This is a genomic window from Desulfosporosinus nitroreducens (genome assembly GCF_023897015.1).
In the GTDB taxonomy this organism is placed as follows: Bacteria; Bacillota; Desulfitobacteriia; order Desulfitobacteriales; family Desulfitobacteriaceae; genus Desulfosporosinus; species Desulfosporosinus nitroreducens.
In genome coordinates, this window is the sequence record NZ_JAMHFY010000003.1 from 310,634 (window position 1) to 324,143 (window position 13,510).

The following is a 13,510-nucleotide window of genomic DNA, read 5'->3' on the forward strand; positions in this document are numbered from 1 at the left end:
TCTACCTCCTTCGCGCCGAGTGGGTCTATCGGGAAAGGCGTTCGGGGATACTCTCCACTGGAGACTATCGTCACCGAAGAAGAATAAGGAACACCTACTTGAAGTGCGAGTCTGGGAATTATAAATAAGGAGCTAAATTAGAATTTGATGCCAAGCAAAGGGATTTGTGTAAGTCGACAGGTATAGGACATTTTTTCGCATGTTTACTGTATAATCTAGCTAAAACAGTTGAATCATTTGTGTTCTTATGTTAAGTTTAATTAAACAAACTAAATTGTTTAATCTTGAATTTAATTTAATAATGCAGGGCAAAGGCGCTCGAAAAAGTTTTGTACTTCCAGATCTGAGGTGCATTCTTTTGAGGGCGCTTTTTTGTTTTATAAATATTAAATTCGCAACGAAGGGTGAGTTATATGCAAAGTTATGGTTTGCCAAAGAAACAGGGACTTTACGATCCAGCATTAGAACATGATGCATGCGGTATGGGATTCGTTGTGAATATCAAGGGTGAAAAGTCTCATGGCATTATAGAAGAAGCTTTAACTGTATTGGAAAACTTAAGTCACAGAGGGGCAAGCGGAGCGGATGAAAATACCGGCGACGGTGCCGGTATACTAATTCAGATTCCTCATGGTTTCTTCAAAAGAGAATGTGATGTTCTGGGTTTTAATTTGCCGGAAAAAGGCAACTATGGCGTAGGCATGATTTTTGCACATAAGTATGATGATTTCAGAAAAACGCAGATGGAAACCTTCGAAAAAATTGCCCGGGAGGAAGGCCAGAAGATCCTTGGCTGGAGGGAAGTCCCTATCGATATGACTACAGTCGGCGAAGGCGCAAAGGCGGTAATGCCCAGATTTATTCAGGTTTTTATCGAAAAGAATACCAGCATATCAGATGAAATGGACTTTGAAAGAAAACTGTATATCATAAGAAAAAAAGCAGAAAAAGTCATGGTCCCGATGTGCGAAGATAAGGGAGGGACATTCTATGTTGCCAGCCTTTCCTCTAAAACTATCGTTTATAAAGGCATGCTTACAGCAGAGCAACTGAGAGATTTCTATCTTGACCTTTCCGACCTTGATTTTGTATCAGCACTCGCTATGGTCCATTCAAGGTTCAGCACCAACACCTTTCCAAGTTGGGAGAGGGCTCATCCCAACAGATACATTGTTCACAATGGCGAGATAAATACGATTAGAGGGAATGTAAATTGGATGAAGGCGAGACAAAAGTGTATCGCTTCCCCGCTGTTTGATGATCTCTCGAAAGTCTACCCTATCGTTGATGAGTCAGGCAGTGATTCTGCGATGTTCGACAACAGCCTGGAATTTCTTCACCTTACCGGCAGGTCGCTTCCACACTCCGTAATGATGATGATCCCTGAACCTTGGGAAAAGAATGAGCAGATGTCTAAGGAAAAAAAGGATTTCTACCAATTCCATGACTTTTTAATGGAGCCTTGGGATGGTCCCGCTGCCATGGGTTTTACAGACGGTGTGGTCATTGGTGGAGTACTGGACAGAAACGGACTCAGACCTTCAAGGTATTATGTTACAAAAGATGACAAAGTTGTTCTGGCTTCAGAAGTCGGAGTAATTGATATCAAGCCTGAAAATGTAAAATATAAAGGCAGGCTGGAACCAGGCAAAATGTTGCTTATTGATACCCGAGCGAAGAGGATCATTTCAGATGAAGAAGTAAAGCAAAGTGTAGCGATGATGCATCCCTATGAAGAATGGAACAGCCGCCATATCGTCAAACTCAGCGATCTTTCGGTTGAGAATGTTAAGGAAGAGAAGATAAGGGAAGACCTTATAAAGCAACAGAAAGCCTTTGGCTATACGTTTGAGGACATCACTAAAACTATTCAGCCTATGGCAATAGAGGGTGTAGATCCTATAGGAGCCATGGGTATGGATTCCCCTCTTGCTGTATTATCTGAGAAACCTCAGATGCTGTACCTTTATTTCAAACAGCTCTTTGCCCAGGTTACCAATCCTCCCATTGACGGAATAAGGGAAGACATAGTCACTTCGGGAAGCATGTTGCTTGGAGATACCGGAAATCTTCTGGACCCTGATCAAAGAAACTCAGCGAGCTTGTCCCTTGAGCAACCGATACTAACCAATGAACAGCTTCAAACGATTAAGCAACGAAATGATGGCAGGCTCAAAGCTGCTACCCTTTCCATACTTTATCAAGTCTCGGAAGGGGCAAAGTCTATGGAAAGGGCTTTAGAAAGTGTTTTCAGAGAAGCGGACAAGGCGATCAATGAAGGCGCTAATATCATTATTCTCTCAGACCGGGGCGCCGATGAGAAGCTGGCAGCAATACCAGCACTTTTGGCATCCTCAGGACTTCACCACCACCTGATCAGAAAAGAAATCCGAACTAATCTGGGAATTGTGCTGGAATCTGCTGAGCCGAGAGAAGTACACCATTTTTGTACGCTGATTGGTTATGGAGTTACGGCAATTAATCCTTATCTGGCTTATGAAACCATTAAAGACCTCGCTGGAAAAGGACTGTTAGAGGGACTGAATTACGAAGAGGCTAAAAAGAATTTCATTAAAGCTTCGGTTAAAGGAGTGCTCAAAGTACTCACGAAAATGGGCATTTCTACCATGAGAAGTTACCACGGAGCTCAAATCTTTGAGGCAGTAGGCCTTAAAAAGGAGCTTATTGATAAGTATTTCACAATGACACCTTCCAGACTGGAAGGAATAGGACTTGAAGAGATCGCTCTAGAAAATCAAATGCGGCATGAAAGCGCCTATGATGAGAATTCACTGTATACGGACTCCCTTGAAATAGGCGGATACTTCCAGTGTAAGGAGGATGGAGAAATCCATCTCTACAATTCTGAAACCATCTACATGCTTCAAAAAGCATGCCGAGAAGGAAATTACCCTCTTTATAAGGATTATTCAAAAAAGATAAACGAAGACGAAATCTACACCTTAAGGAGTCTTCTTGATTTTAAGATTAATGCAGGCGACACCATTCCCATAGAAGAAGTGGAATCAGTTGAGTCAATAGTTAAAAGGTTTAAGACCGGAGCTATGTCCTACGGATCTATAAGCAAAGAGGCCCACGAGTGTCTGGCCATTGCCATGAACAGATTGGGAGGGAAAAGCAACTCGGGTGAAGGCGGAGAGGACAGCGAACGATTTAAGGTCATGGTAAACGGAGACACGAAGAACAGTGCCATTAAGCAGGTGGCTTCAGGACGTTTTGGCGTTACCAGTAACTATTTAGTGAATGCCCAGGAGATTCAAATTAAAATGGCTCAGGGAGCAAAGCCGGGTGAAGGCGGCCAGCTTCCGGGACGAAAGGTTTATCCAGAAATCGCCAGGGTAAGGCATTCAACCCCGGGCGTAAATCTTATTTCTCCTCCGCCGCACCATGATATCTATTCAATCGAAGATTTGGCTGAACTGATTTTTGACCTGAAAAATGCCAATCGGGATGCGCGGATTAACGTCAAGCTCGTTTCAGAAGTTGGAGTAGGGACAATCGCTGCAGGAGTGGCTAAAGGTAAAGCAGACGTTATTCTTATCAGTGGATACGACGGAGGAACTGGTGCTTCCCCAAGAACAAGTATCAGAAATACGGGACTTCCTTGGGAGCTGGGGCTTGCCGAGACTCATCAGACCTTGGTTTTAAACAAGCTAAGAGATAGAGTGGTTGTTGAAACAGATGGCAAGTTGCTATCAGGGCGGGATGTTGTCATTGCGGCAATGCTGGGAGCTGAGGAATACGGATTTGCGACTACACCGCTAATTGCCTTAGGATGTGTCATGATGAGGGTTTGTAATCTTAACACATGTCCTGTAGGGATAGCGACTCAAGATGAAAATCTAAGGAAAAACTTCACAGGAAAGCCTGACCATGTTGAGAACTTCATGAAATTTATCGCTCAAGAAATGCGCGAAATCATGGCTAAACTCGGCTTTAGGACAATCAATGAAATGGTTGGACGTTCGGATCGACTTAAAACCAAAGAGAAAGTTAAGCACTGGAAGGCGGCGCACTTAGATCTGTCCCCAATTCTTTATCAACCGTACGCCGGTGCCGATGTCAGCCGATTCAACACTCAGTCTCAGAACCATATGCTGGAAGAATCAATGGATTTAAAAAAGCTGCTTAGAATCTGTAAACCGGCTCTTGAGAATCAAACACCTATCCGAGCTAAACTCAAGATCAATAATGTGGACCGAGTTGTCGGCACAATTATCGGAAGCGAAATTTCCAAGAGATACGGTGAAACTGGACTTCCTGAAGATACAATCAAGCTTACCTTTGTAGGATCAGCCGGACAAAGTTTTGGTGCATTTACTCCGAAAGGGCTTTCTCTGGAATTAGAAGGAGATTCAAACGACTATTTAGGAAAAGGCCTTTCAGGCGCAAAAATTGTGGTTTATCCTCCCAAAACTTCTGACTTTGAGCCTGAGAAGAATATTCTGATCGGAAATGTCGCTTTCTATGGGGCAACTTCAGGGGAGGCCTACATCAACGGGATAGCTGGGGAAAGATTCTGTGTCAGGAACAGTGGGGTAAAAGCAGTAGTCGAAGGCGTAGGTGACCATGGCTGTGAATATATGACAGGCGGTAAAGTAGTTATCCTGGGCAAGACAGGAAGGAACTTTGCAGCCGGGATGTCCGGTGGGATAGCTTATATTCTGGATTTTGATGAAGTTTACTGCAACAAGTCGATGGTGACACTGGAGAAAATTGAATCTGAAGAAGAAATGAACGAAATCCAGGAAATGATACAAAAACATGTAGAGAGCACCGGCAGTCCTCAAGGCAGGAGAGTTCTTGACAGCTGGGAAAGCTATTCGGTGAGATTCACTAAGGTTATTCCTAAAGATTACAAACGTATGCTGGAGAACATTACTAAGGCTCAAGAGGCGGGCTTAAGCGGCGAAGAGGCCTTGATGGCCGCATTTGAAGAGAATTTTAAAGATGTTTCCAGGATTTAAGGGCGAGGTGGGACTGAAATGGGAAAAGCAACTGGATTTTTAGAGTATGAGAGAATCAAACCGAAAAAACGATCTCCAGAAGAAAGAATCAAAGACTGGGGCGAGATAAGGTTGTCGCGAGATCCTGAGGTAATCAAAACTCAGGGTGCACGATGCATGAACTGTGGAGTCCCTTTCTGTCACGGCGGTGTGCTGTTAAATGGCATGGCTTCGGGATGTCCTCTTCACAATCTTATTCCGGAGTGGAATGAGCTTATTTATAAGGGGCAGTGGGAGGAAGCATACCAAAGGCTGACCAGAACCAGCCCTTTCCCGGAATTTACGTCCAGAGTCTGCCCTGCACCGTGTGAAGGGGCCTGCACAGAAGGCTATATCATGGAGCCTGTTACCATAAACAGTCTCGAATATGAAATCATTGAGAAAGCTTTTGCCGAAGGGTGGGTAAAACCCAGGAAGGGTAAGGCTACAGGAAAGAGAATTGCCATTGTCGGTTCAGGCCCTTCGGGACTATCTGCTGCCTACTATTTAAAGGCCGTGGGACATGACGTAACTGTATATGAGAGAAGCGACAGAGTTGGCGGCTTAATGATGTACGGGATTCCGAACATGAAGCTTGAAAAACGCATTGTGGAAAGACGATTTACACTGCTGAAGGAATCAGGAATCCAATTCGTGCTTAACACTGAGGTGGGCAAAGACATCAGTTCGCAGGAATTGGTTGATCAATATGATGCAGTTGTACTGTGCGCCGGTGCAACCAAAGCGCGAGGACTTGACGTTGAAGGAAAAGACCTTAAGGGGGTTCACTTTGCTGTGGATTTTCTAAAGGCTAATACCAAAAGCCTCTTGGATTCAAATCTTCAGGACGGCAATTTCATTAGCGCCAAAGGTAAGAACGTTATCGTTATCGGTGGGGGGGATACAGGAACGGACTGCGTAGCCACCTCTATACGGCATGGTTGTGAGAGTGCCTTTCAGTTTGAAATTATGCCTGAACCGCCAGCTAAGAGAATAGAAGAGCATAATCCTTGGCCTGAATGGCCGAAGATGCTAAATGTGGACTACGGTCAGGAAGAAGCTATAAGCCTGTATGGCAAGGATCCTAGAAACTACCTTATATCCACTAAAAAGATTGTGGGAAATGAAAACGGTGAGGTCACGGAAGTTCACACGGTAGAAATCTCCTGGGTCAGGGATGCTTCTGGAAGAATAGTGCCTCAAGAAGTTCAAGGGAGCGACAAAGTCTGGAAAGCTGACCTTGTGCTTCTGGCCATGGGATTTCTAGGTCCGGAAGATATGATAGCGAATGAGCTTAAGCTTGATAGAGACCCCCGCAGCAATGTGAAAGCAGAATATGAGGTTTTTGAGACCAATGTGGATAAGGTATTCACCGCAGGCGATATGAGAAGAGGTCAGAGTCTCATAGTCTGGGCTCTCCAAGAAGGAAAGCTTGCCGCAAGGGAAGTCGATAAATACCTGATGGGTAAAAGTGTCATTAAATAAGTCAGTAAGTATTAAGGCCCGCAACACCGTTCAAAAGTTGGTGATGCGGGTCCTTTTTATTATGTCTGCCAAGGGGGAACTTTTAAATTCATCAATTATCATTCAAAGAAGAGTTCCACTTCTATAAGTGGGTATTCCTTATTCTGCTTCCGCAGGGCAGAGTCCATCCTATGGCGCGAAAGTATTTGTCTGATGGATATGCGCCTTCGGCGTAAGTCTATCCTTAGCGCAATAGTATTCGTTACGGGCCGTGCGCTTTCGGCGATAATCTCCACCGGAGATTATCGTACTGGAGACTTAATCACCGAAGTCTCGATCTTAAGCTTTAGCTGAACGAGGTATGAAGTGAAAATTTCTATCTGTAATGGATTTAGACGGCAGACTCATTATTAGGCAGTTTATAAAATCGTTGCATCTTGGTGGTCAAGAACAAATTTAGTGCTGCAATAGCGGCGCCGATCACAAAAACGTATTCATAGCCGAAAATAGTCCAGATAAAACCGCCTAAAAATGGTACAAACATAGAGACTATGTGGTCGATGCTTATTCCCATAGACAATGTGGGAGAAACATCTTCTGGACTAAGGGCGATTTTTTTGACATAGGTAGCTCTGGCCATACTCACGGATGCCAGCATTTGATCTAGTACAAATAATCCACAAATAGTGTATAGAGCAATTTTGTCCATACCCAAATTTTCAAATATTCCTTGAGTAAAGGCATAACCCAGACAGATAAAGATTAAAGACACAGCTTCTCCAGCCAGAACAAATCTTTCTCCCGCATTGTCAATTAAATAACCAATAAAAGGCTTAAAGACAATTCCCAATCCGGCGATAAGAAAGCTAAGAACGGCAAAAGTAGCTACTCCTTGATCAAATACTTTGATCAGGACCCAAGGTCCAAAGGTAATGAAAATCTGCTTCCTTGCTCCATAAAGAATACTAAGTCCATAGAAGACTTTATATTCCTTGCGTAGGACAAAGCGTTTTCCGACTCTCTTGCCAGAGTGGGGTTTCATTAATAATATAAGAATAGCGGATAAAAAGAAGGCACCTGCCGAAATAGACAAGGCCAAATGATAGTCTATTTTAATAAACCTAAATAAAAAAGCGGTTGCCAGACTTGTCGCCAGAAAGACAGCGGTGTTTACCGAGTTGATCTGACCTAACCGTCTCCCCATCTGACCGTCTGTTGCAAGGTTCATTCCAATACTGTTGGACATGGGCATAAATAAATGTTGGCCCATGCTGTAAAGCGTCAGCCAACCAATCATAGGCAGATATTCAGGCGACCAGAATGCCAGTCCGAGAGCCCCCAGACCTCCAAGGAGGTTTGCCACAGCAGCCGTCCGTACGTCTCCGAAGGCAAACAATAAACCAGTTACAAAGACAACTGCAAACCCTGGGAATTCACGTGGTATTTCTAGAAATGTTCTTTGAGATATGGTTAGTTGATAATTATCATTCAAAAAGTTATTAAAAAAGGAAGTATCTATACTTTGTGTAATGCCTATTACTGCACTGGCCATTAAAAATAAGACAAAATCCCTTTTCCCTATTCCCCACATATCGTTTAACCTCTTACTCTCTTTTCATATATCTCAGATATATAATTCTACTTGAACATAGAAATTCCTGCGGTTTTCGAATCTTTTTATGCAGTCTAAAGTTAATAATTGATATGATGAAAATTATTGGGAAAATTGTAAACAAACCTAGTTAATGGTAACCTATAGAGTGTGATTGATCAATGAAATTAGGGTATTAATAAAAGAGCGATTCTCGTCCTTTTTAAAAGGTAAAAGACTGGTTTGGAAGATCCAAAGTGGGAGGAAGAAAAATGTTAGCAGTCTATAATACTATCGGAAATAATATCGTAAAAACTGACAAACCAGAGGAAAAGGGCTCTTGGATAAATATGATAAATCCGACGGAAGACGAAATAGCTCTTGTCACTAAGGCGATAAGACTTGAGAATGATCATTTTATCAGGGATGCATTAGACGATGAAGAGCGGCCCCGAATTGAGTCGGAGAGTAACCAAATCTTAGTTATTATTAATGTGCCGATTATTCAAAATGCGACGGTCATTTACGATACAATTCCTCTTGGAATCATATTGACAGAAGATCATTTTGTGACAGTGTGTTTGCAGGACGTTGAAGTTCTTAAGGACTTTGCGACCGGGAAAGTCCGCGGAATGAATACTCATAAGAAGACCCGGTTTTTGTTTCAAATCCTCTATAAAAGTGCTACCTTATATCTAACCTTACTAAGAGAGATTGAAAAGAAGACTAACGAAATTGAGTTAACACTTCACAAATCGATGAAGAATAAGGAATTAATTCGGTTGTTAAATCTTCAAAAAAGTCTTTTGTATTTTACGACTTCCTTGAAATCCAATGAAAAAGTTATGGAAAAAATGCTAAGGACAAGGGTTTTGAAAATCTATGAAGAGGATCAGGATTTGCTGGAAGATGTTATTATAGAAAATAAACAAGCAGTAGAGATGGCGGAAACCTATAGCAACATTTCGAGTAGCATGATGGATGCTTTTGCTTCTATTATTTCTAATAACTTAAATATGGTGATGAAGTTTTTAGCGTCCATTACGATTGTTTTAGCCCTACCAACTATGCTGGCTAGCTTTTTCGGAATGAATGTAAGAATTCCGTTTCAGACATCTGACTATGGTTTTGTGATTATCGTTGGCATGTCTGTCGTCCTCTGCTTTGGCGGTATTATTTTTTTAGCGAAAAGAAAAATGTTCTGAGGAAGGATCTAATCAATTGTGATAATCAAAATTTCAGTGCGTAATTTGGTTGAATTTGTACTCAGACGCGGAGACTTGCAACCAGGATCCATAGGTGCTTCAAGGGCCTTGGAAGGAATCAAAGCCCATCAATATATCCAAAAAATTAGTGGAGCAGACTATGTACCTGAAGTTACGCTCAGTTACGTTTATCCTAATCAGGAAACCCAAGACGGTTGGGTGCCCAAGAGCATAAGCGAAAACCTCTGCTTAGAAATTAAAGGTCGTGCCGACGGTATCATAATGAAGGAATCCGGTGCTTGTATTGATGAGATCAAGACCACTTCCTTGGACTTAGATTTGATCGATGAATCATTCAGTGATTTGCATTGGGCTCAAGCTCGATGTTATGCATTTATGTATGCCATGCAAGAAGGCTTAGAAACAATGGAGACACAGCTTACTTATGTTCAGCTTGATACCGTCCAAACCAAGAAATTCTTGAGAAATTTTTCTCGGACAGAACTAACAGAGTTCTTCTTTAGTCTGGTCGAGCAGTATTTGACATGGGCATGTCAATTGCAAGAATGGGCGATGAAGAGAGACGAAAGCATTCGGACAATGCAATTTCCCTTCGGAACCTATAGACCAGGTCAGCGTGAATTAGCAGTAGCCGTTTATCAGACGATTAAACAAAGTCAGAAGTTGTTTGCCCAAGCCCCTACAGGTATTGGAAAGACTATTGGCACGCTGTTTCCTGCCTTAAAGGCTATGGCTGAAGGGTTTACTGTGCAGATTTTCTATCTTACTGCGAAAACTATTACTCGCACAGTTGCCGAAAAAGCCCTGACAGATATACAATCACAAGGATTAGATATTAAACGTCTGACGTTAACGGCTAAAAGTAAACTGTGTTTTCTTCCCGAAGCGTCATGCTTGCCCGAAGACTGTCCATTTGCACGAGGATATTATGATCGGGTGAGAGGAGCTGTGGAGGACGTCTTTAAGGAACAAGCTTGGACACGACAAATAATCGAGCTATATGCTCGCAAGCACGTTGTTTGTCCTTTTGAGTTCTCCTTGGAAATGGCAAATTGGGCAGATGTGGTGATTTGTGATTATAATTATGTGTTTGATCCACGCGTCTATTTAAGGCGCTTTTTTCTAGAAGGAGGAGAGTACACCTTTTTGGTGGATGAAGCACATAATTTAGTAGACAGAGCAAGGGATATGTTTTCAGCCGAGCTGGGGAAGGAATCTTGGCTGAGTTTAAAGAGATTAACAAAAGAAGACGACTTGAGGCTGACTAAAAGTTTGACAAAAGTTAATTCTGCTTTAGTTAAAGAAAAAAAGGGTTGCACAGAAGCTGGTGAAAATGGGGAGAGTGTTGGAAAGGAATCCCCAACCAAACTGATTCAAGCATTAAGGAACTTTGTTAAAGCGGCTGAATATTTCCTAAAAACGAACGAGCAACTGTTTTCTTGGCGGGAACAACTGGTTGAACACTATTTCCAGGCGTTAAGTTTTACCAGAACAGCAGATAGTTATAATGAGCGATATGTTACTTATAAGTATTTAACAAGGGATGATTTTAAAATTAAGTTGTTCTGCCTTGATCCTTCTATGCGCCTAAAGGAAGCTCTAGAAAGAGGTCGCTCCGCTGTGCTTTTTTCGGCGACACTGAGTCCAATGGAATACTTTATGAACATTTTAGGCGGGGACCAAACGTCTTACAAACTTAAACTAACGTCTCCTTTTCCCCCAGAGCATCTTTGTCTGCTGATAAATGATCGTATATCTACTAAGTATAAGCAACGGGCCGCGACTTACGAGCAAGTTGCAGAAGCGATTTCGGCGGCGGTTCTATACAAAAAGGGGAACTATTTAGCCTATTTTCCTTCGTATCATTATATGAATGAAGTTTATCTAAGATTTAAGGCACTAAACCCTCAAGTAGACGTAATCTGCCAAAGTTCCGGTTTGACTGAAGAGGAACGAGAGGCTTTTTTAATAAGATTTTCACATAACCCCGAGCAAACCCTAGTGGGTTTTGTTTTGATGGGCGGGATCTTCGGCGAAGGTATCGACCTGATTGGGGATAGGCTCTCAGGAGCGATAGTAGTAGGAGTTGGCTTGCCACAGGTTTGCATGGAACGAGAAATTCTTCGCACATATTATGAAACAGCAAGCCATCAGGGTTTCGAATTTGCGTATCTTTATCCTGGGATGAACAAAGTCTTACAGGCAGTAGGCAGGGTGATTCGAACAGAAAAAGATAGAGGGATTGTCTTACTAATAGATGAACGCTTTTCAAAAGCATCCTATAGAAAATTGTTTCCTGATGAATGGAAAAAGGTGTGCAACGCTGGATCACTAGACAGTATGCTTCCTGTCATTAAAAACTTCTGGATCTCAGATTAAATTTGGTCAATAGGGTTTCTTGAAGGAATTAGAATGTTGCTAAAACAAGCGAAATGCTACTAGGCTTAGCGCTTGTTTTTATGGTTTAATAGACGAGGAATAAATATGCAATAAATGAGGTTTTTGATAATGATAATGTATTTTTTTCCTATTGTACTTATAGTCACATCAAATATTATTTACAATGTGTGTCAAAAGTCTACCCCTCACAGTGCCAACCCCTTTTCGGCTTTGCTGGTTACCTATTTGACTGCAGCTGTTTTAACTCTAATAGCCTTTCCTTTTTATAAAACGGATAAGGGTTTTTTTCAATCCTTTCATGAGTTAAATTGGACTAGCTTTGCCTTGGGTGTTGCGATAATAGGCCTTGAATTAGGTTATTTGCTTGCGTATAGGGCGGGGTGGAATTTAAGCGTCGGATCTTTGGTAGCAAATATTATTCTTGCTATTATGCTTATTCCCATAGGAATACTGTTTTACAAAGAGGGTTTTGCAGTTAACCAAATTATTGGGGTGGTATTTTGCATGGTAGGATTGGTATTAATCAACAAGTAATAGTTATTAAACTGAACAAATTTATGCAACTATAGGAGACGACATAAGATGGATTTATTAGATGATATCTCAAATGGTAATGCGGACGATCAGGGTTTAAGTTTATCTGCACGATTATTAACTTGGTATACAGCGGAGCAAAGGGACTTGCCATGGCGGAAGACCGGAGACCCATATGCGATTTGGGTGTCGGAGGTCATGCTCCAACAAACTCAGGTGAAGACGGTCATTCCGTACTATGAACGATTTTTAAACCGCTTTCCCAGCGTTGAAAAACTTGGTACGGCAAGCCTTGAGGATGTTTTAACGATCTGGAGTGGACTGGGATACTATTCCCGAGCCCGTCGTATGTGGGAAGGGGCTAACTATCTGATTCTAAAACTGGGAGGAAAAATGCCAAGAGGGTATGATGAACTTCTGCAAATTCCGGGGATCGGGGATTATACCGCAGGGGCTATAGCGAGTATTGCCTTTGGGCAAAGAGTAGCGGCTATAGATGGAAATGTAAAGCGGGTAGTATCACGTCTCTTGGCTTGGCCGGAACCGGTAGAGACAGTTCGCAGCTATCGTCACTTTAAAGATCATCTTATGGCATGGCAATCAGCTCAAAAGCCGGGGGATTTCAATCAGGCCTTGATGGAACTAGGCGCGATGGTTTGTTCCCCCACGAAACCGGACTGTAAAGGTTGTCCTTTAGCCGAAGTTTGCAAGGGGTATTTGCAGGGCGACTTCCTGCGCTACCCTGTAAAGAAGCTCAAGGCTCAACGCCAAGAGGTTACTCGCTTGATTTTTGTTCTGCGTAAAGGCAACCGGTTATATATTCAAAAACGCCCTTCCAAGGGGTTATTGGCTGATCTATGGGAGTTCCCAGGTGTGGAATTGAGTCTCGGGGATATTCATAGCTTGCAGGACGGTCTGCCTGTCATTACTATGGATGATTGCTTTGAATTTTTCAAACAGGCGGTGCCTGATAGAGCGTTTGATGTTCAAGTGAAAGGCCAATTCGAGAAAGGGATAGAGTTTCATGGTCCAGTTTGGTATACCTTTAGCCATCGGCGTTGGAAAATAATCTGGTCAATTATTGATCTGTCTGAAACGTTTCGGGCAGAACCGACGAACGCTTCCTCCCTGAGAGAAATAGATGAAAAGTATTGGGCAGAGCCTAAGGAAGTAAACAAGCTTGATAAGCAACGGTGGGTTTCCACGAATGAGCTGGGATTGCTCCCTCTTCCGGTTGCTTTTACTGCCATCGTTGAAAGTTGTTTAACGATTGATTAGTATTATATTTT

General features: G+C 42.4%; 7 protein-coding genes. 6 read left to right on the forward strand and 1 reads right to left on the reverse strand.

What is annotated here, in order from left to right:
- Nucleotides 1-413 precede the first annotated feature (413 nt).
- The gene (gltB, locus tag M8E35_RS05430; protein WP_252467783.1) at nt 414-4,988 is read left to right on the forward strand and encodes a glutamate synthase large subunit; all 4,575 of its coding nucleotides are present in this window, start codon (nt 414-416) and stop codon (nt 4,986-4,988) included.
- An 18-nt stretch (nt 4,989-5,006) separates the two neighbouring features.
- A complete protein-coding gene (locus tag M8E35_RS05435; protein ID WP_252467784.1) occupies nt 5,007-6,491 on the forward strand; it encodes a glutamate synthase subunit beta in 1,485 nt (494 codons plus the stop codon).
- 370 nt (nt 6,492-6,861) lie between these two features.
- Here M8E35_RS05435 and M8E35_RS05440 read toward each other — a convergent pair whose 3' ends face one another.
- A complete protein-coding gene (locus tag M8E35_RS05440; RefSeq protein WP_252467785.1) occupies nt 6,862-8,061 on the reverse strand; it encodes an MFS transporter in 1,200 nt (399 codons plus the stop codon).
- A 272-nt stretch (nt 8,062-8,333) separates the two neighbouring features.
- Here M8E35_RS05440 and M8E35_RS05445 point away from each other — a divergent pair, with 272 nt between their 5' ends.
- From M8E35_RS05445 to mutY, 4 genes are all read left to right on the forward strand, one after another.
- A complete protein-coding gene (locus M8E35_RS05445) occupies nt 8,334-9,266 on the forward strand; it encodes a magnesium transporter CorA family protein (protein ID WP_252467786.1) in 933 nt (310 codons plus the stop codon).
- A 15-nt stretch (nt 9,267-9,281) separates the two neighbouring features.
- Nucleotides 9,282-11,666 carry an ATP-dependent DNA helicase gene (locus tag M8E35_RS05450; RefSeq protein WP_252467843.1) on the forward strand — a complete coding sequence of 795 codons (2,385 nt, stop codon included), beginning with the start codon at nt 9,282-9,284 and terminating at the stop codon, nt 11,664-11,666.
- A 129-nt stretch (nt 11,667-11,795) separates the two neighbouring features.
- Nucleotides 11,796-12,221 (forward strand): EamA family transporter, encoded by a 426-nt coding sequence (locus M8E35_RS05455; RefSeq protein WP_229248609.1) that lies wholly within the window; start codon nt 11,796-11,798, stop codon nt 12,219-12,221.
- Between the two features lie 48 nt (nt 12,222-12,269).
- Nucleotides 12,270-13,499: an A/G-specific adenine glycosylase gene (mutY, locus tag M8E35_RS05460; protein WP_252467787.1), complete on the forward strand. Its 1,230-nt coding sequence runs from the start codon at nt 12,270-12,272 to the stop codon at nt 13,497-13,499.
- Nucleotides 13,500-13,510: the final 11 nt, after the last annotated feature.